Annotated in this window: 20 protein-coding genes; 15 read left to right on the top strand and 5 right to left on the bottom strand. The window is 43.8% G+C overall.

Annotation, left to right across the window (positions count from 1 at the left end; all coding sequences use genetic code 11):
• Positions 1 to 23: 23 nt before the first annotated feature.
• Positions 24 to 3,974, top strand: coding sequence for a hypothetical protein (locus HNP82_RS09130; RefSeq protein ID WP_183773590.1), 3,951 nt, complete (start codon positions 24 to 26; stop codon positions 3,972 to 3,974).
• 125 nt (positions 3,975 to 4,099) lie between these two features.
• Complete coding sequence (locus HNP82_RS09125; protein ID WP_183773588.1) at positions 4,100 to 6,991, top strand: WD40 repeat domain-containing serine/threonine protein kinase; 2,892 nt, start codon at positions 4,100 to 4,102, stop codon at positions 6,989 to 6,991.
• Between the two features lie 3 nt (positions 6,992 to 6,994).
• Here HNP82_RS09125 and HNP82_RS09120 read toward each other — a convergent pair whose 3' ends face one another.
• Positions 6,995 to 7,303: a helix-turn-helix domain-containing protein gene (locus tag HNP82_RS09120; RefSeq protein ID WP_183773586.1), complete on the bottom strand. Its 309-nt coding sequence runs from the start codon at positions 7,301 to 7,303 to the stop codon at positions 6,995 to 6,997.
• A 147-nt stretch (positions 7,304 to 7,450) separates the two neighbouring features.
• On the opposite strand from HNP82_RS09120, the gene HNP82_RS09115 reads away from it, so the two are divergent.
• The 13 genes from HNP82_RS09115 to HNP82_RS09055 all read left to right on the top strand — a co-directional run bounded on the left by HNP82_RS09115 (position 7,451) and on the right by HNP82_RS09055 (position 20,741).
• Entirely contained in the window at positions 7,451 to 8,512 is a 1,062-nt protein-coding gene (locus tag HNP82_RS09115; RefSeq protein WP_183773584.1) for a P-loop NTPase family protein, read from the top strand.
• A 14-nt stretch (positions 8,513 to 8,526) separates the two neighbouring features.
• The gene (locus tag HNP82_RS09110) at positions 8,527 to 9,765 is read left to right on the top strand and encodes a CpaF family protein (RefSeq protein WP_183773582.1); all 1,239 of its coding nucleotides are present in this window, start codon (positions 8,527 to 8,529) and stop codon (positions 9,763 to 9,765) included.
• 2 nt (positions 9,766 to 9,767) lie between these two features.
• A complete protein-coding gene (locus tag HNP82_RS09105; RefSeq protein ID WP_183773580.1) occupies positions 9,768 to 10,562 on the top strand; it encodes a type II secretion system F family protein in 795 nt (264 codons plus the stop codon).
• A gap of 12 nt (positions 10,563 to 10,574) precedes the next feature.
• A complete protein-coding gene (locus tag HNP82_RS09100; protein WP_183773573.1) occupies positions 10,575 to 11,438 on the top strand; it encodes a type II secretion system F family protein in 864 nt (287 codons plus the stop codon).
• 56 nt (positions 11,439 to 11,494) lie between these two features.
• Positions 11,495 to 11,692 carry a Flp1 family type IVb pilin gene (locus HNP82_RS09095; RefSeq protein ID WP_183773571.1) on the top strand — a complete coding sequence of 66 codons (198 nt, stop codon included), beginning with the start codon at positions 11,495 to 11,497 and terminating at the stop codon, positions 11,690 to 11,692.
• A gap of 53 nt (positions 11,693 to 11,745) precedes the next feature.
• A complete protein-coding gene (locus HNP82_RS09090) occupies positions 11,746 to 12,450 on the top strand; it encodes a hypothetical protein (RefSeq protein ID WP_183773569.1) in 705 nt (234 codons plus the stop codon).
• Between the two features lie 15 nt (positions 12,451 to 12,465).
• Positions 12,466 to 15,159: a DUF5702 domain-containing protein gene (locus HNP82_RS09085; RefSeq protein WP_183773567.1), complete on the top strand. Its 2,694-nt coding sequence runs from the start codon at positions 12,466 to 12,468 to the stop codon at positions 15,157 to 15,159.
• A 25-nt stretch (positions 15,160 to 15,184) separates the two neighbouring features.
• Positions 15,185 to 15,877 carry a hypothetical protein gene (locus HNP82_RS09080; RefSeq protein ID WP_183773565.1) on the top strand — a complete coding sequence of 231 codons (693 nt, stop codon included), beginning with the start codon at positions 15,185 to 15,187 and terminating at the stop codon, positions 15,875 to 15,877.
• 16 nt (positions 15,878 to 15,893) lie between these two features.
• Positions 15,894 to 16,553, top strand: coding sequence for a hypothetical protein (locus HNP82_RS09075; RefSeq protein WP_183773563.1), 660 nt, complete (start codon positions 15,894 to 15,896; stop codon positions 16,551 to 16,553).
• A gap of 12 nt (positions 16,554 to 16,565) precedes the next feature.
• A complete protein-coding gene (locus tag HNP82_RS09070; RefSeq protein WP_183773561.1) occupies positions 16,566 to 17,144 on the top strand; it encodes a prepilin peptidase in 579 nt (192 codons plus the stop codon).
• A gap of 4 nt (positions 17,145 to 17,148) precedes the next feature.
• Positions 17,149 to 18,453 carry a WG repeat-containing protein gene (locus HNP82_RS09065; RefSeq protein ID WP_183773559.1) on the top strand — a complete coding sequence of 435 codons (1,305 nt, stop codon included), beginning with the start codon at positions 17,149 to 17,151 and terminating at the stop codon, positions 18,451 to 18,453.
• 30 nt (positions 18,454 to 18,483) lie between these two features.
• On the top strand, positions 18,484 to 19,926 hold the full coding sequence (locus tag HNP82_RS09060; protein WP_183773558.1) for a DUF6382 domain-containing protein: 1,443 nt from the start codon (positions 18,484 to 18,486) through the stop codon (positions 19,924 to 19,926).
• Positions 19,927 to 20,165: 239 nt separating this feature from the next.
• Complete coding sequence (locus tag HNP82_RS09055) at positions 20,166 to 20,741, top strand: DUF4143 domain-containing protein (protein WP_330599513.1); 576 nt, start codon at positions 20,166 to 20,168, stop codon at positions 20,739 to 20,741.
• Positions 20,742 to 20,832: 91 nt separating this feature from the next.
• Here the strand turns inward: HNP82_RS09055 and trxA are convergent, their stop codons facing one another.
• The 4 genes from trxA to HNP82_RS09035 all read right to left on the bottom strand — a co-directional run bounded on the left by trxA (position 20,833) and on the right by HNP82_RS09035 (position 24,147).
• Positions 20,833 to 21,141 carry a thioredoxin gene (gene trxA, locus HNP82_RS09050; protein WP_183773556.1) on the bottom strand — a complete coding sequence of 103 codons (309 nt, stop codon included), beginning with the start codon at positions 21,139 to 21,141 and terminating at the stop codon, positions 20,833 to 20,835.
• Positions 21,142 to 21,325: 184 nt separating this feature from the next.
• Positions 21,326 to 22,006, bottom strand: a complete 681-nt coding sequence (locus HNP82_RS09045) for a Crp/Fnr family transcriptional regulator (protein WP_243164712.1) — start codon at positions 22,004 to 22,006, stop codon at positions 21,326 to 21,328.
• On the bottom strand, positions 22,003 to 22,626 hold the full coding sequence (locus tag HNP82_RS09040; RefSeq protein WP_183773554.1) for a V-type ATP synthase subunit D: 624 nt from the start codon (positions 22,624 to 22,626) through the stop codon (positions 22,003 to 22,005). Before HNP82_RS09040 ends, HNP82_RS09045 begins: the two co-directional genes overlap by 4 nt.
• Positions 22,627 to 22,674: 48 nt before the next feature.
• Positions 22,675 to 24,147: a V-type ATP synthase subunit B gene (locus HNP82_RS09035; RefSeq protein ID WP_183773552.1), complete on the bottom strand. Its 1,473-nt coding sequence runs from the start codon at positions 24,145 to 24,147 to the stop codon at positions 22,675 to 22,677.
• Between the last annotated feature and the right edge of the window lie 12 nt (positions 24,148 to 24,159).

Here is a 24,159-nt window from a genome sequence, read left to right as displayed (position 1 = left end):
CTCTGACAGCGGATAGTGACGATGTGAAGGAATTGGACGAAACTATAGAATCTGTAAACAACAATTATACTGAAACATCGATAGAACAAACGGCAGATCAGGAGTCCGAAACTGGGGAGTCGTCCCAAAGTATGTCCGAAACAAGCGAAGATAGTAAGGCTCCCCAGGATAGTTTCGAGACGGATGTACAGCAAAGTACAGAGTCATCTGAGATGGGTGATACTTCGGAAGCGACAGGACAAAGCGGTACAGTGCAGGATCAGGATACAGAAAGTGAATCTATGGATGAAACTGTAACGTTAGACAGCGAAAATTTACAAACGGATATTGAAACAGAGGATACGGAACTTTTAGAAACAGATGAAAGTCAGTCGGAAACCAAAATGGAGACTGAAACGGAAACGAATTTTGAAGAAGATTTGAACAATAGCTTGCCTGAAATGATTGCCAACAGCATTCAGGCCGGGATTCCTCAGGTGATGTCATTATTGCCGTTGGAAGAGACAAAAGCCTATCTTATATTAAATGATTATTCAGAGGAAGATTTAAAGCAAGTACCACTTGAAACCATTTTAAATAATCTTCAGTATAGTGACGGAACATCTGTTTATATTGATCCGGAATCAAAAATCGTGTGGACTTATTTTAAAGATGAAGCTGGTAATATTATACAGGATGAATATCATGAAATTGGACGAAATGAGATTGTAGATTTGTCTCAGTTTCAAAATTCCACAGGATATACATTAGAATTAATTGTTGGCAACGGAAAACAGCTAGATCCTAATAATAAGCGATATATTATAACCGTATATATTTCCAATAAATATTCGGAGAAATTGGAATTTGAACTTTATACACAGAATCCGGACGCATCCCGTGAAAAAGTAAATATTTTAAGCAAACATTTTGCTGTAAGCGATTCAAATATTATGGGAAGTTCCGGTACATATATTCCGTTATGGGGATATTATTATGTATGTTCTGAAGGAGAGTATATACAGCCATATATTTCCGTATCTTCTTTGTTGGATCAACGTCCAGATGTGGATGTTGTTATTTATAAATTAGATGAATATTTACAAAATTCACAAAGTGGACATGAGATTTACCCGACGATTACAGACAAGATATTAAATCAGGATATGTCTGTGGCTAATTCTGGCTATAAAATAGATCGAACAACAGATTCAGGAGCCGGTGAAGTTTTTATTTTTCTTTATTACATTAATGGAATACAGTTAGATGCTACGGTTGTTGAATTTTTATTTGGCGGTCAGACATCCAGTTTGGAAGGAGATATTTTTGATCTTCAAGATTCAAACAAAACAAGTATTGTTTATCAAACAAATGTGAGCTTCTCAGCAGAAACAAATGAAAATGTAGATATTTATGAATATGTTTTGCAACAGGGATTTTCAGCGAATAGGGAATATCGTTTTGCATTAAATGCCATAAGCGGAACTGCGGGAAATGTTAATGAGCATATTACTAAAGTTGTAGAAGGACACTATAATTCTTTGGCGGAAGCCTCAAATTTACCGGATATCAAAGATTTATTATTGGGAGATGAAGCGGCAGGATATGAAAAAGATTATAGCAATGGCGTTGATTTTACAATTTTCTTTGATGATTCCGTATTTGGATTAAGCGATGTTTATCAATTTACGATAAGAACAAAGGAATATAATGATGTATGGATGGATTATACAGATGCCCCCATTGTAGGTGCGCAGGATCCATGGTTTCGTGTAACCGGTGCGTCGACTCCAGATGGGGGGACGCTGGATACATATGTTGTGGAAAATGGTAAAGAGATAAACATGGATACCATGTATGGTTATGGATACCAGACTATTTTTATTTATACTGAGAATGAAAAAGAGGATATATCAGCCATTGTCCCAACATTTGATATGGCCGATTCAGAAAATGTCAAAGTTACATCAATACATATTAATGATGGTCAGACTTATAATATCGGAGAGGCCATTCCCTGCCCTACAGATGAAACAACAGTAACTTTCCATGTAACTATCGAAGACGAAAATGGCTTGCATACTAAAAACTACAACGTATCCTTTATTAAAAGAAGTTCAGGCCCCAAACTTTATGTGACCGATCCCAAAGGAGATAACGGCGTAAGGTCTGTTTTCCTGGACGAATATTTTGAATACAAGCATGATATCTTCATCGCTAATATGGGCAGTGAACCTCTGACCGGGCTGAGGGTAGAGCTTAATGCAACCCATGTGAAGTTAGATGATTACTGGACGATTGGCGGAGAGGGAAATGATACTCTGGCGCCTTTTGATACGACGGCAGTGACGACAGAATATGGTGAATTGCCCAATATCGCAAAAATCCGACTGCTTCCTGATGGAGAAGGGGAAATTGAGGGGACGATCACAATATATGCTGACGGACAGGAACCTGTAACTATTCAGTTATCAGGCCGGGCCATGAATCCTGAAATCATCACATCATCTGTGGAAGACGCGGTTAAGTTCGTTCCATATTCATATATGATTTCCACAAATAATATGTATGATTGGACAGACGTAACTTTTACAATGGAAGGTGAATTGCCGGAAGGCGTAGAATTTATCGAATCTACTGGGGAAATCTATGGGGTTCCGAGAGAAACCGGAGAGTTCCCTCTGTCTGTGACAGCGGAGTTTACCAGTGATACCTATGATTTTGAGTCATCGACCATTGAATTTACATTAACTGTTCAAGATAACAGCAATGAAAATGTTTACAATGCCACAGATGACCAATATCAGATTCTTGATCCCATTGGCGAGGATGTAGACGGTAATTACGACTTTGTCCTTACAGAAACCGGAGATCAGATGTTTGTCTCCAATGGTGAATTTGATGAATTTGTAGACCTTTGGCTTAACGGTGAAAAATTAATTGAGGGCCAGGATTATACGAAGGAAGCGGGAAGCACCCGTATTACGATCCAGAGTCAGATTTTTGAGGATAAGGCAAATTCAGACGGCAGCAATACTATAGCGGCAGAATTCCGTGTGGATGGAGATTCCAATAATGAACTCAGAAGAACTGCGCAGAATTTCCGGCTGGATATTCAGCAGGAACCGTCTACAGGCGGTCAGCCATCTACAGACGAGACACAGAGGCCTGCAGAAACCACCACGCCGTCCACAGACAGACCGCCTGTACAGGATGAAACCCAAAGGCCGACGGAAACAACAACCCCATCAACGGATACTACTCCGGCACAGGATGAGACACAGAGACCTGCAGACACGGAAAATCAACGGCCGTCAGTAAATCCAGATGAAACGGATACCTCTTCAACATCGGCTCCGAATACAGATCAGCGCCCCTCAGGCGATGAAAATCAGGATGTTGATGACACCCAGGCAAACGGTTCAACAGGAAATTCGGATGGTGACGCAAACGCGAATACTAGCGCAAACACGAATACGAATGCTAATGCTGGTGAGAGCGGTTCTGAATCCTACAATAGCAGCGGGCAAAGTGATTCTGCCAATTCTGCCCGGTATGTTTCCTTTAATGTGGAACTTGTAGATGAGGAAAATGTTCCATTGGAAGATTATATTGTCGAAGTTCATTCTCAGCCGCAGAGTACGCGGACAGATTCTCATGGAAATGCTGTATTTAGCAAAGTGGAGTTTGGCGGCCATACTCTGATTGTAAAAGATGGAGACAGCAATACATTGGCGTCCAAAGATTTTGAACTGCGTTCTGGCAATAGCGTCTCTATTAGTGGAACAATAATCACTGCGGCAGGCGGTTCTGATGTGACATTAAAAGTCAGGTTGGAGGATGGACAGTTAGTATTTTTAAATGCGACGGCGTCTGTTGCCAGGACTGGGGATGCGATGATGCCAATGTTATGGATTGGTATATGTCTTGTATCAGGTTTTGCTGTTTTGGGATGCTGCGTATATATTACCAAAAAACGCAGATATAGAAGGTAAAGAGGTTAGTATGAGGCGGTACGGTGTGCCGCCTCATCTCTGTAATCTGGAGAATTATTTTATCAGATGTGGGAAGAATCCCGCGCCAAGACCCGCGAGCGGGTCTTGAATATGAGGAAGTAAAAATGTCAGAGATTATTAATTCGACCTATGAGATTATTGGAAAGATCGGTTCCGGAGGCGGGGGAAATGTTTTTCTGGCCAATCATCTGCGCCTTGGAAAGAAAGTGATTTTAAAAGCGGATAAGCGTAAACTGACAACCCGGCCGGATCTTTTGCGTCGGGAAGTGGATGTTTTAAAAGAACTGCATCATCCCTATATCCCTCAGGTGTATGATTTTTTCGTGGAAAATGAAACTGTCTACACAGTCATGGATTATATTGAAGGCGAAAGTCTGGACAGGCCATTGAAGCGGGGCGAGAGATTTTCTCAGCCGCAGGTGATTTGGTGGGGACGCGAACTTTTGGAAGCATTGTGCTATCTTCACAGTCCCACCCATGGTTCGCCGCCGAGAGGATATGTACATAGCGATATAAAACCGGCCAATCTCATGAGAACGCCGTCTGGTGATATTTGTCTTATTGATTTTAATATTACACTTGCCATCGGAGAGGAGACAGTGATCGGGTGCAGCGCGGGATATGCTTCGCCGGAACATTATGGACTGGATTTTTCTGTTGAAAGTACGACGGTAGATTATGGAGCTGTATTGGAAGGCGGGGACGAGACAAGGACGGTTAGGCAGGGAGTTTCCAGTACCGTGCCGGCCGGAGAAAAATCAACGGTGACTCTGGGTACAACATCAGAGAAAACTGTAAAGAAAAAAATCATTGTACCTGACGTGCGCTCGGATATTTACAGCGTTGGAGCCACTTTATATCATTTGTTAAGCGGGAAGAGACCCTCTAAAGACGCCAGAAAAGTCATTAAACTTTCTGACAAAGAGTTTAGCCCGCAGATCGTCCGGATTATTACAAAGGCAATGGAACCTAATCCGGATCTGCGGTATCAGACAGCCGATGAAATGTTAAACGCGCTGACCCATTTGCATGAAAATGACATTCGGATGCGCAGATGGAAAAAGCGGCGGATCGGGGCATATATTTGTTTTCCGCTATTATTTCTGGCAGGACTGGGCGTATCCTTTATCGGGCTGAAGAGAATGCAGACAACGGAGCGGTGGCTTAGGCTGGCTGAGTATTCGGAGAACGCTTTTTTACAGGGAGATACACAACTGGCTATAGATTATGCCATGCAGGCATTTCCTGAACATAGGAACATCTTTACCCCTCAGACCGTTCCCGAAGCTCAGGCTGCGCTGACCAAAGCTGTGGGAGTTTATGATCTGTCCGATGGTTATAAAACTGATCAGACACTGGCCCTGCCATCGGCGCCCTTTTTTCTGGAAATTTCACCGGATGGAAAAACTGGCGCTGCTGTATGCCAGCAGAAGCTGGTTATTTTTGATATAGATTCTGCTGGTGTATTATCAGAGCTGCCTGCAGGGGACTCCGCTTTAGCAGAAGCAGAGTTTTCAGATGATCATACCATAATATATGCGGGGGCAAATGGACTCCAATGTTATGACATAAATGAAAAGCAGGCTGTGTGGTCGGGGGAGGAAGCAACCGCTCTGGATGTTTCCGGGGATCTCCAGTCCGTGGTTTCGGTATATAAAGAACAAAGCTACGCCAATATTTATAATGTTTCCAGCGGGGAAATTGCAGACACTGTAGATTTCAGCGGGAAGTCTCAGCAGATAGCGGTCAATGATAATTTTGCCAATCCCCAAAATAACCTGCTGGAATTAAACGGGGACGGCAGCCTTCTTGCGGTGAGTTTTGAAGATGGATCATTGGAGATTTATGATCTTAAAAATAATGACAATGTGACCACACTTCTGGGTTCAGAGTCGGGATTTAACCATTTTGAGGGTGGTTTTTATAACAATTACTTTGCCTTTTCCGCATCATCTCCGGAACGTTCTGTCTTTGCGGTCATTGATGTGGATACAATGACACAGACAGGGGGCTTTGAATCGGAGAAAGCATTCAGTGTTCTGACTGATGAAAATGGAATTTATGTGCAGACGGAAAATATTCTTGTACAGATAGATCCGGTGACAGGAGATCAAACGCCCAGAGTTACAACCACAGAAAATATAACAGGATTTGACGTGTCCGGTGATTACACCGTTATTGCCTCAGATGAAGGGATTTCTTATTTTAATAATGGGACAATCGTCACCCGGTTTGATCAGATACAGCAAAATGATTTTCTTCAGATTTCGGGAAACGCCGCGTTAATCGGGAGTATGGATGCTCCTTATATACGGATAATGAAATATGAAAATCATCCGGAAGCAGAAGTACTTACCTACGATCCTTCCTATGAACATGATGAAGCCAGGATAAGTGGAGATGGAAAAACTGTAATGCTGTTTTCCTATGATCAGTTTCGTATATACAGCGCACAAGGCGATCTTATACAGGAAGTCGTGATACCTGATCCTCAGCAGGTATATGACCAGCAATATATCCGGGATGGGGAGAATTCTGTATTGGAAGTGCTGTATTATGACGGGACAAAACATGTATATAATGCAGAAGATGGAATACTGATCCGACAGGAGCAGGGCGAAGCTCCGGATGAAGAAATGTATGAAATCTTTTCCACAGATAAACTGAGATTTGAATCACCTCTTCATGGCGCTGTTACTGTCTATGATATTGAATCCGGGAAAAAGGTGGGAGAACTGGAGGAGGACGCATATCTTACATATATTACACAGGCAGAAAATTACATTATCGCCCAGTATGTGACGGCTGACGGATACTGTTACGGGCAGATGATGAATGAAAAGTGTGAAGTTTTAGCTCATCTGCCCTATTTAACAGATATTGTCGGTATGAAATTATATTTTGACTATCCGACGGGAAATATTCGCCATACCCATATTTACAATATTGACGATCTGATTGAATCTGGCCGCAGTCAGATATCGGGGATTGGATAGAATTTATAGGGTTTCTAAAAAGTTGATAAGCGCTGTGTACTGTTTTTCCTCTAATTTTGCGGCATAGTATAAAAGCCTTCGCTGCCGGTCATTGATCAGCACTACATTCTCTTCATCGTTTTCCACAAAAAACTGGGAAAGGGTAATGCCGAAGGCATTGCATATTTTGGCCAGTGACGGAATAGAGGGAAGCATATTTTTACGATACCAGGATGAGATCGTTGATTGTGTGAGACCGGATTTTTCCGCGAGCTGATATTCTGTCCAATTGCGTTCCAGCCTAAGTTGAGTGATTTTTTCTAATATATCCATAGCAAATCTCACCTCCATGTCTAAACAGTGTGCTATGTATGACGTTAATTATACTTAAAAATAATATTGCAAATTAGTACATTAAAGCGTATAATATTAACGATAAAACGTATTAAACAGAACATAAAATATGAGGGATGAGTGAGCATGAAACTGAAGATAGCAATTTTGGATTCGGATACCGTATTTGTCAATCGCCTGGTAAAGTCATTTCAGCAGAAGTATCCCGATGACATGGTTTTGTCTCTGTTTACCAATGAAGAAAAACTTTATGAAAGTCTGGAAAGATCCTATGTGGATATCGTGTTGGCGGATTCGTCTGTAAAATTATCAAAAGACCGTATTCCGGAAAATACAATGATCGGATATCTCAGCAGAGTTCCCAACGCGGAAGAAATTAACGGAATACCTGCAATTTGCAAATACCAGAAGGTAGACATTCTGTATAAAAGGATTCTGGACCTGTTTGCTGAAAATTCTTCCAATATTAAATTGCGTGAGATCGGAAATATTCAGACGAGGATCGTATTGTTCACCTCCTGCCAGGGCGGGTGCGGAACCTCGTCCGCGGCCGCGGCATATGCGTTGAGATGTGCCGCTGAAAAGAAAAGAGTCTTTTATTTAAATCTGGAAAAATTAGGAAATACCGGATTATATTTTTCCGGAGATGGAGCGTTAAGTTTTTCTGATATTATTTACGCGTTGAAAAGTAAAAAAAGTAATCTGTCATTAAAAATCGAGAGTGTATCAAGAGAAGATCCCTCTGGCGTAGTCTTTTTTGATTCCTGCGCTAATGCCTATGATATGTTTGAGCTTCGGGATTCTGAGTTGGGAGAACTTTTGCGGGAACTGTCAGGGATGAATAAGTACGACGTTGTGGTTCTCGATCTTTCAGGTGACGTGACAAAACGTATATTATTCCTTATGAGGGAATATGCGGATTCTATCGTATATCTTTCAGATGGAAGCAGTACAGGGAACGGAAAATTTCAGCGATTTTGTGAAGCTGTCCGGGTCATTGAACAGAGGGAAAAAGTGAATCTCCTTGGAAAGGTGAGATTGCTGTATAACCGATACAGTTCCAAAACCGGGACGCAGCTTGATCAGGCGCCGGTGGCTGTTATCGGCGGCATTCATCGCTTTGAAGGGATGAAGGAGAAGGAACTTATTCATCAGCTTTCTAATACAGAGGCAATCCAACAGATATAGACTGGGGGATGAAAATGATCGAAGAAAAATTGCTGCAGACGACCAATGATTTGCGCAAACGCTTGTTTGAAACATATGACCTCCACAAAATGTCCGACGATATGCTGGAAGACGCCATTGAGCGGATGATCGGGGATATATTTCATGACGAGTATTTAACCATCAATGAACGTGTTGAAATAAAAGACCGGGTTTTCAGTTCCATTCGCGGCCTTGGCATTCTTGATTCCATTTTAAAAGATGACGATATCACAGAGGTTATGATCAATGGGCCAGATGAGATTTTTATTGAAAAAGCCGGAGCATTACATAAACTGGAGCAGTCTTTTGACAGTGAAGAACAGCTTGAAAATATTATACAAAAGATTGTAGGACAGGCAGGACGTGAAGTGAACCAGGCAAATCCCATTGTCGATACACGTCTGCCTGACGGCTCCCGTGTCAACGTAGTACTTCCTCCCATTTCGCTCAACGGAGCCATTGTAACGATCCGGAAATTTTCAAAGACGCCAATGACAATACAGCAGTTGTTAAAATATGGTTCGATCACCCCGGAGGCTGCTCATGTACTGGAATTATTTGTCCGGGCAAAGTATAACATTTTTATTTCCGGAGGTACAGGCTCAGGAAAGACGACATTTTTAAACGCTATCTCTTATTTTATACCCCATGATGAACGTATTATTACCATTGAAGATTCTGCGGAATTACAAATTGAGGGCATTGACAATCTGGTCCGCATGGAGACAAGAAATGCCAATGCCTCTGGAAGCGGAGCTGTAACCATCCGTGATCTGATCCGCACATCTCTGAGAATGCGTCCGGAGAGAATTATTGTGGGAGAGGTGAGAGGCAGCGAGGCGCTGGATATGCTCCAGGCTATGAATACAGGACATGATGGCTCTTTAAGTACAGGCCATGCCAACAGTACACGGGATATGCTAAGCCGCCTTGAGACAATGGTTTTGCAGGGCTCCCAGGGGCTTCCTCTGGAGGCCATACGTCAGCAGATCGCTTCCGCGGTAGATATTATCATTCATCTTTCCCGGCTTCGGGATAAATCAAGGCGTACCATGGAGATCTGCGAAATTACAGGTATGGAAAATGGACAGATCATGCTGAATCCGTTATATCAGTTTATTGAAGATGAAAAAACAACGTTGACAAAAATATCCGGGCAGTTGGTACGGACAAAAAATCCGCTGGTCAATGACCATAAACTGAGGATTGCCGGGATTAATGAGGTTATTTAGTCATGGCTAAGAAGAAAAAGAAAGAAGTATATGTAGAAAAAAAAGGACTTATGGGAAATGCCAAAGATTATCATGTATACCATATGACCCGGACGGATTATATGATCGCCATACTTCTTGGCTTTGCCGCCGCTTTTGTGGTGATGTACGCGTTTTTTAACAGTCTGTTTTTTTCTTTGATTGGAGGTGTGATCTGCGCGGTCATCCTTCCCAAATATTACTGCAGATACCGACAGAAAAAACAACTGAATGAACTGAGAAATCAGTTCAGGGATCTGCTGGAATCGCTGGCGTCTTCCTATTCTGCGGGATCAAATACGGTGGATGCTTTTTCTAATGCCCTCAATGATATGGCGTCTATTTATGGGGAAGGCGCGGACATTGTCCGGGAAGTTCAGACAATCTGTACCGGCCTTGCCAATAACATGACTATAGAATCCCTCCTTCTGGACTTCGCCCAGCGGAGCAGTCTGGATGATGTTTTAAGTTTTGCCAATGTTTTTGAAATCTGCAACCGGAGAGGCGGAGATTTGAAACGGATTGTTTCGGATACCCGTGAGATTATCAACGATAAAATTGATGTTGAGATGGAAATTGAGACAATGGTCGCCGGATCTCAAAATGAGCTGAATATTATGATGGTTATGCCAGTGATCATCGTTGTTATGTTGAAAGGACTGGGTTCAGGAATGGCCGGAGAAAATACGCCGGTAACAGTCGTTGTTAAAATCTTCTGTATCGGGATCTTTATTCTGGCTTACGTCATTGGAAGAAAGATCATTGATATCAAAATATAAGGCGGTGGGGAAATGAGTGGTGAAAGATTGTTTATGCTCCTGCTGGCCACAGGGCTAGTTCTTTTCTGGATCATTCTGGCAAAAAAATATGAACGTCCTTATGCAGACATTATCTCATCCATAGATCCGGAAAAATATAAGTATCCGGAATTGTTTTGCGTGGGTTTTGCCCTTATGAAACTTTTTAAACTGGATGGAAGAAGTCCTAGGGCAAGAAAGCGGATTAAGGAAATATCGGAAGTCCAGGGCAGAAGATATGCCCAATACTATTATTATGTCATTAACGGAGCCAAATGGACCTACAGTTTTACTGTACTTGTACTGCTGGTTTTGCTTGGGGCTATGGGAAACTCCCTCATGCTGGTCTTCTTTGGGGTGTTTCTAGCGGTCGCGCTGATGTTCTATCTGGATGAGCTGCTCAATGATCAGCTTTCGGAGCGGAGGGATGAACTTCTGGCTCAGATGCCCCAGATGTTGTCAAAGATGACCCTTCTTGTCAATTCCGGCATGGTGCTTCGAGACGCCTGGAAAAAGATTGCTTTTGGGAGCAGCGGGGTGCTGTATAAGGAGATGCAGGAGACTGTCCAGGAAATTGATAACGGGACAGCGGAGCTGGTCGCTTACAGAAATTTTGCTGAGCGCTGTACCATTAAGCAGGCCCGGCGTTTTGCTTCCACAATGATTCAGAATATGCAGAAGGGAAACGCGGAACTGACCTTTTATTTAAAAGAATTGTCTGATGAAATGTGGGAGGAGAAAAAGCATCTGGCAAAACAAAAAGGAGAAAAAGCCAATTCCAGTTTGCTCATACCGACGGCGATGATTTTTATAGGGATTCTGATCATGATCATCATACCAGCATTTATGACGATGTAAGTTCGGAAATATACCGGCTTAAATAAAATAACACAAAAGTAAAGGAGAATGAAGAGATGAGATACGCGCTTTGGAGATTTAAACAGGATTTACTGGAAAAGATGATGAAGGAAGAAAAAGGAGCTGCGGAGATTGTGGCGATTATTGTGGTGATTGTCATTATTGTGGCAGTGGCATACATTTTTAGAGATGGTCTTACAAAGGCAATGAATAATATAATGAAGCAATTAAATACTTTTATTGGTGTCGAATAATATTCTTTCTGCTGCGGAATGAATCCGCAGCAGAATCTTTTAGGAAAAGTGCTATGAAAAAAACAGGAAATGAAAACGGGGCCATCATGGTAGAGGCGGCGATATACATGCCTATCGTGCTTTGCACTGTGATGGCTTTAATTTATCTGGCTTTATTTAATATGCAGGAATATATGATGATGTATCAGGTTCAGAGAGTGGCGGCGGTAGCGGCCAGGGAGGAAGCTTATATCGGATATGATGTTTTTGGCATGGGCGCAGATAATGAAATTGATTTCCCCGAAGGCGGTCTGCCCTCGTCCGGCGAAGTGACAGAGTATTACGGCGCTTATCACGGAAGGCTTTCCACACTGTACCGGGAGGTGGCAGATGTTTTGTCTGCTATTGGAGTAGCGGAGAGTGACGGAGGAAGCTATACCAGCAGATTTGCCAGTGACGCCCGAAGATCCACATTGATTGCCCTTGGAACTGTCAGCGCTCCGGAGGTGGAGATTGATACGGGATTTTTCGGGACGGAGATCACAGTGACCATGACCCATTCCATTCCCCTTCCGGGCGTGCTGGCCTATCTTGGATATGACGCGGATACAACTATCCGGACGGTGGCCTACAGTTACTCAATGAACCCCAGCGCCTTTGTGCGAAATGTAGATCTTGCCACGGACCTTGTGGATTATATTATGGAAAAGCTGGGCTATTCTGACGGATACAACGAATTTTTACAAAAGATGGATGAAGTTTTGTCTGTCATATTTTAGCCGGAGGGACGAACATTGAGATTGTTTTATAAAAATCATGGAGCCATATCTGTATTTTTGTGCCTAATCCTTCTGCCTGTCCTTCTTTTTGGCGGGATGACAGCCGATGCCGCCAGGATTTACATGGCGAAAGTGGTGATTTCAGATTCCGGCGAGATGGCCATGAATGCGGGGCTGGCTCAATATAATGAGCAACTTCACGATGAATACGGCTTATTTGTCATGGATGAATCGCCGGAAGCCATGTCCGGCCAGTTAGAGGGATTTTTTAACGCCTCCCTGAATGGAACCGGCCTGCCGGATACGGAAGATTATAATAAACTTCTGGATCTTCTCACTGAGAATTTTGAGGCGATCAATGTGGCAGGGTCAGAGATTTACCGCACAGAGGTAGAAAAACAGCAGATTCTGGAATATATGAAATACCGGGCGCCGGTCTGCCTTACAGAGGTTGTTCTGGAAAAACTCAATGAGCTAAAAGACACTCAAAAAATGACGGAAGCCATGGAGGCGGAGATGGATTTTAGTCTGTCCATGGAAGAATGCCAGGATTCTTTTGAAGAAGCGAAAACCGCTCTGGATCTTCTGGAACAGGCAATCCAGCAGTACGTCTCTCTGGGAGACGTGGGTACTGCTTTAAATAATGCCTATAATGCATTTACCGTGGATCTTTCCAGAGCCTTGCTCATGTGGGCGGCTATTCAGGATTATGAGGAAAGGTCTGGCAGTACAGATTTAAAATCCATGGCGGAAAGCTATATTGCTTCTGCACAGCAGGTGGATATGAACGCTGTCACCAGTTCCGTGTCCTTTAACAGCTACATGGACAGTTTATATTACAAAAATACGGTGAATGATCTTGTGGGTTCTGAAGGTATTGATAAACTGCTGAATGATTATGACAAGGCTCAGGAAGAAACCGAGGCCAGTTCGGAGACCGGTACCCAGGCAGAAACTGAGGCGGCTCAGGAAAATAATCAGGAGCGGGAAGAACTGGAAAAGATTGTATCCGATTATAAATACCATGAGCAGAGGCTTTCCGGTTATGAGGACGCTTTATGGAACACGGCAAGAAACATTGTCAATAACCACTACTCTATCTTACACAGTTTTGTAACTTCGGCTGAAGCTGTTGTGCCATTGGCCAGCGATGCTTATGACAAACTGGAAATTGTCGAGGACAAACTGGAGGACGCCGCGGATAAGTTTGAAAACTGGGATGATAAGACGCAGGCGCTTGTAGATCTGGGAAAAGGCGGCTCGATGGAAGAAGAAACCAACCGGTACAGAGACTTCTTTATGAGCGGTGAAGGGAAGAGCAACCTGGAAAATCTGGAAGATCTTATGGAAAAGGTGCAGCAGAACCAGACCTTCTTTGAAGATTTAAGTTCAGGGCTGGAAGGTGAAAAATTTTGGGATCAATCTATCGCAATAGAAGAACCATCTTCTCAGCTTTCTGAATACAGTCAGGAAGCCGAAAATACAGTTGCCGGATATACGCCGGAATATACATTCATTGAAACCGCGAGGGCCGTATATATACAAAACTATGAACATTTGAGTATGGCTGTTAGCCCAGCCTCGTTGTCTATTGGGGATGATTTTTTTTACAGGAGATTAATAGAATATTGTGAGGAAAAGTCTCAGGAGGATTCCCAGGAAGAACAGAATGCAGCCAATGAAAATCTTAACGGGAGCAAAGACGGGGCGGCGGAGGCAGGAACCATCGACGGCTATCCGGATTTTGACTGGAGCAGCGCGGGAGTCACTCTTCCTTCTTCTGTGACGAGTACCAGCGCCTCATCGGCAGACGATTCCCTGACCGGCCTGGATATTACCGGCGATGTAGACGATTCCGGGGCAAGAAAAGAAGCTGTCTCAGAATTTAAAAGCTCCATCAGCGCGGCCAACTCTTTCCTTGATCGAGTGGATGAAATTGTTACCAGGGGAGCGGAAAATCTCTATATTGCGGAGTACGCCATGCAGATGTTTTCCTACTATACGATAGATAAAGAAGATGGGGCAAGTCTTCCGGCAGAAGATGTGATCAGCATCAGCGGATATAAATTATCAGGGCATAAAGCCTATGGAGCGGAGTGTGAGTATATTTTGTGGGGGGATTCGTCTTCTCAGAATAATGTGCGTAATACAGTAATGCTGATCTTTGGTATACGAATGCTATTTAATTCTTTTTTCGCTTTTACAAACGGTACAATCAACTTAACAGCTCAAACGGCCGCATCGGCCATTGCAGGCGCAGCCCCCTATTTGATACCTATTGTATCGGTTGTGATCAAGCTGGGATTTGCAGGTGTAGAAACCGCCAATGATGTGCGACTACTTAAACAGGGATACGGAGTCGCCATAATAAAAGACGAACGTACATGGTGTACTGGTTCTCTATTTTCCAATGTAAACAGTAGTGCTGCGAAGATAACCTTTGATTATTCTGATTATTTGCGGGTATTCCTGAATATTTCTATACTGACAGGACATGAAGCCGGGGTTCTTGGGCGGATTGCCGACTGTATCCAGGTAAATCAGCCGGGCGTTGATCTTCTCAACAGTTATACAATGGTGGCCGTCCAGGCGGATGTGAAGTGCAGGACGACCTTTATGAGAAAGATTTCAGACTGGGGAGAAAGCGGTGCATGGGGATTTCCGGGAGATTATTACACTATTGATTATGAAAGTATTTTAGGTTATTAGACCATAAAAATATGGAGGATGTTGTATGGAGAAAAGGACAGTAATTTTGGCGATAGGGGCGATGATATTATCTGCTGCGGGATGCAGTCCTTTCCAGGCCGAAACTCAAATGGAAAGTGACGGCGGGCAGACAGTCACGACAATTAATGGCGAAACCCAGACAGTGGAAGATGATGGGGGTACAGAGGGGGATGTGTCTGATGCTATGACAATGATCTCTGTGCCTATGGGAACATATTATAACGGAGAACAGCAGCAATACTGTACCGTGGATATGCCGGAGAGGTATACCTTTATGGCCTGCTTTACAGGGGAAGATAATATGGAACATGCAGTTATTGAAACCGGAAACATTACTCTGGCAGAGGCTGCCCAGGAGGGACTCCTTGAAAATCGGGAAGAATATTTTTCTTATGTACAGCTAACCTCTGAGGATGACAGCGAAGTTCTGGGATTCCGATTATATACGCCGGATCTTTATTCTATGGATTTGCTGAAAGAGGAGTTTCCTGATGGGACAGATATGGGAACAGATCAGGTTCCCGCTTATTATTATGTGGATGAGAGCGAGTACGCTGTTTCGGATTTATGTTTAGCCTTACAGATGAGGGATTCGGTGATCATGCTTATAAGCTATGAGGGGCCGTTAGCTGACGAGATAGGATTAGAGCATCTGGCAGAACAGCTCTATGATCGTGTAACAGTTGCTGCTGAGTAAGTAAAGGGTGATAAGTTTGAGAAATTTAACAGGCAGAGGTACTACAAAAAACAGAAATAATGGTAAAGACAAAGGCTCGCTGACTGTGGAAGCTCTTTTGTTTCTGATCCCTTTTATGTGCGCTTTTTTTACACTGATTAACGCAGCCAGGTTTGTTCAGACCGAAATGCTGATCCATCATGCCATTACACAGACGGCAAAGCAGATTTCCACCTACAGCTATGTTCTCACGAAAGCGGGGATTGCTGAAAAGATGCAAAATTCAAACAGAAAAAGCAGGGAATTTACAAGTTCAGTGGAGGGAGCGATGGATTCCATAGAAAATCTCGGGGCTGTTCTCGGCGAACCCAGCGAACTTGTAGACGGTGTTTTCAGCCTGATCAAGTCTCAGGGCAGCCAGACCGTCCTGACGGCCGTGGTCGGTGAGCTATCAGAGAACAGCATTGAAAATTCCATCGCGCTGATTTCTGATGACCCGGATGAGTATTTAAGATCACTGGGTGTTGTTGATGGCCTGTCAGGTTTGAATTTTTCTCTGTCCCAATGGAATACGGCAGAAGATGGAAAAATGAATATTGATATTATTGTTACATATGAGATGGAAAACGCTATGTTTCCCCAGTTTAACTTTGGACGCTATGAATTTTGCCAGTGCGCGTCCACGCTGACATGGTAGAGGGACAGGAAGATGAAACAACAGATCCAATGGTTTAAAGAACAGTTAAAACAAAAAAAATTCAGAATCTTATTGATCCTGTTAATTCTGGTTTTGGTGGGATTTATAGCGGAATTTTCCTTGTTCCAATATGGATTTTTAAAAATCCTGCGGTATTTGATCCTTTTAACCGGATTGTTTTTGATCGCATGGATTGATCAAAAGGAAAAACGGATCCCCAATAAGATATTAATTATACTGTTAATCCTGCGCGTGTTTATATTGGCGGCTGAATGGCTTATGTATCCTGAATTTGGCCTGTCTATGGCTTTTTCAGCAGGTTTGGGGATGCTGTTTGGGGGCGGACTTTTTTTCGTGGCCTATCTTGTATCCAGAGGGGGCATCGGTTTTGGCGATGTTAAGCTGTTTGCTGTGATTGGCATATATATGGGAAGCGGAAGTATCTTTTCTGTGGTCTTTCTGACCGTAGTCGTCTCGGCTGTTTACAGCATTGTTATGCTGATCCTTAAAAAAATAAAGCTGAAGGAGGAAATACCGTTTGCGCCTTTTGTACTGATTGGAGCAATCTTGTCAATGGCACTTGGTATGTAAAAAGATGAAAAAATATGTCATTTTACTATTTGTGGTTTTGTTGGGATTATCGTGGTATACAGCGGTGTCGTCGGCATTAAATGATCCGTTAGAATTGGAAGCGCATCTGACCAGGGCCGGGGAATTGGAATCCAAAGGAATCTATGTGGATGCTGTGGCTGAATACGAAGCGGCGCTGGAATATGAGCAGAGGCCGGATATTTATATGAAACTGGCAAACGCCTATCTGCAAAGCGGCGACAATCAGTCATTTGTCAGTGTATGTCAGCAGCAAGCAGAGGCGGATCAGAAAGATTCTCAGGCATTGGATACTCTGATGGAATATTATGTGGAAAACAGTAATGAAACTGATGCATTACAATATTTAGACGGATTTCTGGAGCAGTATCCGGATAATGAAGCCGCTCAGGGATGGTTCATTGAATTAGAAGGAAGTTATGAAGAACTTTATTGCCGGTATGAGACTTTGAGTAATATTGTCAATGGATCAATGGTTGTCTCATCCGAAGGGCTTTATGGCATTGTTGATGCTTCCGGTGACGAAATAATCCCCTGTGAATATAAAGCGGCATTTCCTTTTTCCGCGGATGGGTTTGCCCTTGTATGCCGGGAAGATGATTCATGGATTTATATTGACGAAGACGGGCAGACACGAAAAGTACCGGACAGCGGCTATGAATCATTAGGAATGTTTGAATCAGACCGGACAATCGCGTGCCAGTCGGGAAAATATGGCTATCTTGATGAAAATATGGAGCCTGCGGCGGATTTTTCCTGGGATCAGCTCAGCGGTTTTAAAGAAAATGTGGGAGCCGGCCAGCAAAATGGACAGTGGTTCCTGGTGGATGAAGATGGAGAGCCAAAGTCAGAACAGTTTTACGAAGATGTGATCATGGACGAACAGGGTTTCTGCTCGTCACAAAATCGGATATTTGTAAAAGAAAATGGCAGCTATCATATGATTAACCGGAATGGAGATTCTGTCTGCGATTTGACGTTTGATGACGCTAAGGCTTTCCCGGAGGAAGGATACGCGGCTGTCTGCAAAGACGGAAAGTGGGGCTTTGTTAATCCTGACGGAGAGCTGGTCATAGATTACATGTTTGATGACGCAAGAAATATGACCAATAGATTCGCGGCAGTTTGCCAGGATGGTTTATGGGGATATATTGATTCGTCAGGCAACATGGTGATTGATCCCGTATTTACCGAGGCGACAGATATTTCAGATCAGGGAACTGCGGCAGTAAAACAGGAAAGCAGCGGCGAGCAGGTATGGAAGCTGATACAGTTGAATGTATTTTTATAGAATCTTACAGGGTCAGGAGGAAAAGAGACAATGATTGTGTTTGATAATGAAGTCCAGGGCGGAAAACAATATTTAGTTTACAGAAAAAATCCAGAAGATAATTTGGATATGGTATCCATTGAGATGATGCTGAACAATAAGATTGATGGAACTGTATCATTTTCCTGTGTACAGATGGATGATACGATGTATATGAAATATGATATTACAGGGCTGAAAAGTCTTCAGGAGTTTTTGTCCGCTATTGTTGGCCGGGATAAATTGCTGACAATTTTAGAAAATTTTATTGACGTATGGATGTCATCGGAAGATTATATGTTAGAAACCGCGTCATATGTTCTTGATCCAAATTATATTTTTGTGAATCCGGATAATATGAATATTCAGATGATAGTGCTTCCGGTATTTCGGGAAGCCGTTCCGATAGAATCTTTCTTGCAGAAATTGTTATTTAGCGTTCAGTATGATCAGCGGGAGGATTGCAGTTATGTGGCAGCGCTGGTGAATTGCTTTGGAACATTCGCGCCTTTTTCTATAACAGAATTTAAAACTTTGGTTCATCAGCATAAAACAGGAAAGCCGTATACAAGAGAAATTAAAAAGATTCCCGAAAGTTTTTCTGCACAGGAGAGATCGGGAAGAGAAGGTAATTACGGAAATTTTTCTGCGTATCAAAATGACAGACCGGATCAGTCAATTCCGCCGGTTCAGCCAATGCCGTCGATTCAGCCAATACCGCCCGTGGATCCTAATGCCAGGCCTGTGAGTGTACAGCCGGATGTGGCTGCTTCATCAGAACATCCCTCAAAGAAATCAAAAGAACATAAGGGATTATTCAGGAAAAATGAAAAAAAGGATAAGAAAGAAAAGCCCAAAAAGGATAAAAAGAGTCTGTTCAAAAAGAATAAGCAGGATGAAGATCCAACTGAAGGACGGAGGATCAGTCCCTGGGGAGATATCCTTATTCCGGGGCAAATTCCTCAAAATCCGAAAAATATAATCCCGGGAACTGGTCATGATCCGTCTGGAAATAGTGATATGATCATTCCGGGGCAGCCCATTAATATAGAGAACAGAACTGTAGAGAAACAGGATTTTGGAACAACGGTATATGGCAATGAAGAGGAGAACGTGCCTACGGTTTTTAAAATAGCAGATACTGTCCTGGTACGGCATTTTGTTTTATACCGGTGCAGAACTAAGGAAAATTATGAAATCACAAAAGAAATTACCCGCATTGGGAGAAATCCCAAGGCTACAGAATTTTGTATTTCGGGAAATGACGGTGTTGGAAGAGTTCACGCAATCATACGGGTGATTGATCAAAAAGTCTATATTGAAGATAATTGTTCTAAAAACGGAACTTTTGTGAACGGCGTCCGGATACAGCCGGGGATGGGGCCATATTTCCTGGAAAATGGAGCCAAAATACGTCTCAGCGATGAAGAGCTGGAGTTTCATGTGTATAATTAATCACAGAGCGCTCTGCCTGCATATACTTTAGATTGCCAATTCCTAAAACAGAAAAATGCTAAAAGTTGCAAAAATCTTTTTCAAGGAGGCTATTGAATGGAGATTCGCAGAAATTTCTACCTGGACAAATTGATAAAAAGAAAAAACAACGGCCTCATTAAGGTTATTACTGGTATTCGCAGGTGTGGTAAGTCCTATCTGCTAAATAACCTTTTCTATCATCATTTACTGGAGAATATATGCTTTATGGCGGTATTCCTCAGGATATCGTCAGACGGAACCCTAAAATAACTTCCAATACCATTAAAAAGTATTTGGATTATTTTGAAGATTCATTTCTCATCGAGTCTGCGCAGCGCTATGACATTAAGGGAAAGGCATATATTGAAACCCCAAAAAAATATTACTTTTCTGACCTTGGACTTAGGAATGCAAGAATTAACTTTCGTCAGTTTGAGCAGACCCGTTCCATGGAAAATGTGATTTACAATGAACTTCGTATGCGTGGTTACAGCGTGGATGTAGGAGTGGTACCTGCCGCTGAAAAAGATCGGAACGGAAAAGTAACACGTAAACAGTTGGAAGTTGATTTTGTGTGCAATCTTGGTTCTTCCAGATACTATATTCAATCCGCTTACATCCTGCCTGATGAAGCAAAGCGCACTCAGGAGGTCAGACCGTTCAGAAAGATTGATGATTCTTTTAAGAAAATTATTATTACCAGGGACATGGTGCCGACGCGGTATGATGAATATGGTATTCTGACCGTAAACATCTATGATTTTCTGCTTGACCCCAAATGTCTTGAAAAATAAAGATGTAACAAAAATGGCGCGGGATAAAATATATCGGGCCGCCGCTGGATAATTCGTTCAGCGACGGCCCTTGTTACTGGGTTGTATTTGGTTATTTAATAAAATCTTCAAGAGCAGCCTTTGTCTGAAGACCGATGACTTTGGAGGCTGCTGCGCCGCCTTTAAAAAGAATCAGCGTGGGAATGCTCATGACCTGGAAGGAGGCTGCGATGTCCGGATTCTGGTCAACATCCAGTTTGCAGAATTTTACTTCAGGATGCTCATCGGCCAACTGGTCAACAATGGGGGAGAGCATTTTGCAGGGACCGCACCATGTGGCAAAGAAATCAACAAGGACCGGTTTATCGCTCTGTAATACTTCCTGATTAAATGTGCTGCTGTTAATTGTAATAACTGACATAAATATCACTCCTCATAATTAAATAAAGTTAAAAACCTGAACCGGATGTTTCGGGGTTTTGTTTCATTTTTTGTTTCACTGTGGTCAGTATACCACAAACCCGGCGGCAGTTCTGTGACTTTGTTACATTTTCATCTGAAAAGCCGTGTATGAATCCTCGCCCACGGTCTGCGTCAACCTTTGCTCATTTTTCGGCGGCTAGGGCGGTAAGCCCGGCAAGGTCTGTGAGATGGACGTGGCCCCGTGAGAGACGCACCAGACCTTCGGACTGGAAGTATTTCAGCATCCGGGAAATGACCTCCCTGGCGCTGCCGAGATGGTTGGCGATCTGCTCATGGGTTAAGGCAAGATCTGTACTTCCTGAAAGATATTCTTCCTCCAGGAGAAGGGCGGCTAGCCGCTCGTCCAGCTTTTTGCTTAAAACCTGTTCCAGTACCCACATGACTTCAGAAAAACGGGAGGCCATAAGTTCATTGGTATACAGAGCCGCTCTGGCATTTTCCTCCAGGCAGGAGCGATAGACGTCCGCGGGAATGTGGATGACAGAGACGTCCTGGACCGGAGTGACGAAAATATCAAACTGGATGCTGTTAAAAACGCAGGAAGCGGTAAACAGGCAGATATCTCCGTCAAAGAGGCGGTACAGGGTCAGTTCCCGGCCTTCTTCTGTATTAATGTAGGCCCGGATCTGGCCGGAGAGAATGAGCAGTATACCCAGACAATCCTGGCGTCCCTGATGAATCACAGAGCCTTTGGGGTAATGACGTATGGAGGCGTTTCCCGCCAGTTGTTCCTGCCACTGGGAAGAAAGGCCCTCCCAAAATGGAAAAAAGAGGGCCATCTGCTTTTTCATTGGTTCATTCATGAGGTCGTTCCTTTTCTGCTTTTGATGACTTTAAGGCGGGTGAAATCTTCCCGCTCTTTTTCCTCCAGCGCCGTCTGAATGGTTTTCACCAGAGTTGTGTATCTGGGAATGGTAATATTTTGCAGAGCGTTGGCCCGCTTTCGGGTTTTTATAATGCTGGCGGCCAGGCGGTAGGCGCTGGTCTCCACCGTTGCCAGCTTAATGGTCAGCTCTTTGACCCTGCTGAAATTGTATACTGCTTCATCCAGGGCAATGGTGGAGTGGTAAAAGTCATAGGAGGGTTTTTGGGATGGCGGCGGCGCCTCCACCAGAGGGATCTCTGTGCCCATAATACTCCGGTATTTAATCCGTATGCCCGTTTCCTCAGGAACGGTGTAAGAGATATTTTCCACATTCATAATGCCCATTTCAATATTGGCCTTTTGAAGGGCCGCGTAGGCTTTTTTAAATGTTATATCAATCTCCTTTTGAATATTCTGCGCTTTTTCCGTTAATTCCATAAGCTCCCGGATGAGTATATTCCGTTTTTTATCCATAAGATCATAGCCCTGATTGGCCAGAGCCAGGGAATTTTTAGCAAGGATCAGATTGCCTTTGGTGGGAAATTCATTGGGATCCAATTTTAGTCACCTCCTGCGGAGTTTTTCATACAAGCATGAAACGCATGTCTATTTGACCCTGGTATCATCATAATATTTATCCAGAAGTTTTGTATCAATGCGGTCCAGTTCATCTTTGGGAAGCATACGCAGCAGCTTCCAGCCAATATCCAAAGTCTGGATGATGGAGCGGTTTTCAAAAATGTCCTGGCCGATAAATTCATTTTCAAATGCCTTGCCAAAGGAAAGATACTGTTTATCTACAGGGGAGAGTTCATCCTCGCCGATGACGGACGCCAGCGCCCTGGCCTCGCCCACCTTGGCGTAGGCGGAGAAAAGCTGGTTGGCTACGTCCTGATGATCCTCACGGGTAAAGCCTTCGCCGATGCCGTCTTTCATAAGACGGGAGAGGGAGGGCAGCACGTTTATAGGCGGGTAAATGCCCTGCTGGTGGAGGGATCGGTCAAGAACGATCTGTCCCTCGGTGATATAGCCGGTCAGGTCAGGGATGGGATGGGTAATGTCATCCCCTGGCATGGTCAGGATGGGGATCTGGGTGACAGACCCTTTGCATCCGGCGATAATTCCGGCTCTCTCGTAGATGGTGGCCAGCTCGCTGTAGAGGTAGCCGGGATAGCCCTTCCGGCTGGGAATCTCGCCCTTTGAGGATGAGATCTCACGGAGCGCCTCGGCATAGGAGGTCATATCAGTGAGAATAACAAGGACATGGTAGCCTTTGTCAAAGGCCAGATATTCCGCCGCCGTCAGGGCAACTTTTGGAGTGATGATACGTTCCGCTACCGGATCGTTGGCAAGATTTAAGTAGGTTACTACATGGCTGGCTGCGCCGCTTTCCTCAAAAGTACGGCGGAAAAATTCGGCCACATCATGCTTGACGCCCATGGCGGCAAAAACCACGGCAAACTGTTCGTTATCCCGGCGGTCACTGTACTCGCCGCTGATTTGGCTGTCAGCGCTGTCAGCGCTTCCGGCGCTGTCCGGACTGCTGTCCCTCTGATCGTCCCCTGAGGAAAGGGAGGCCTGTTTGACAATCTGGGCGGCGAGCTGGTCGTGGGGCAGACCGTTGCCGGAGAAGATGGGGAGTTTCTGTCCCCGAATCAGTGTAGTCAGGCCATCAATGGCGGAAATTCCTGTGCGGATATAGTTTCTTGGATATTCCCGGCGCACCGGGTTCATCGGCTTTCCGTTGACGTCCCGGCGGATGTCGGAGACGATTTCTCCGAGACCGTCAATGGGCTGTCCCAGGCCATTAAAGGTCCGGCCGAGGATTTCCTCGGAAAGTGTGATCTCCATAGGGTGTCCTGTCAGCTTTGTCCGGGTGTTGGACAGGGACATATTGGCTGTGTTTTCAAAAACCTGGATTACCGCCCGGTCCTCGTCAAGCTGGATAATACGGCCAAGTTTTGTTTCTGTGCCGTCAACTTTCATCTCGACGATCTCTTCAAATGAGGCGTTCATGACCCCTTCCAGGATAACGAGAGGGCCGTTAATGCTGGTTAATCCAAGATATTCAATGGACATGTCAATCCCTCT

This window comes from Catenibacillus scindens (assembly GCF_014202115.1).
Lineage (GTDB): Bacteria > Bacillota > Clostridia > Lachnospirales > Lachnospiraceae > Catenibacillus > Catenibacillus scindens.
Note: the sequence above shows the minus strand (reverse complement) of the source record. Positions and strands in the feature narration are given on the sequence as shown.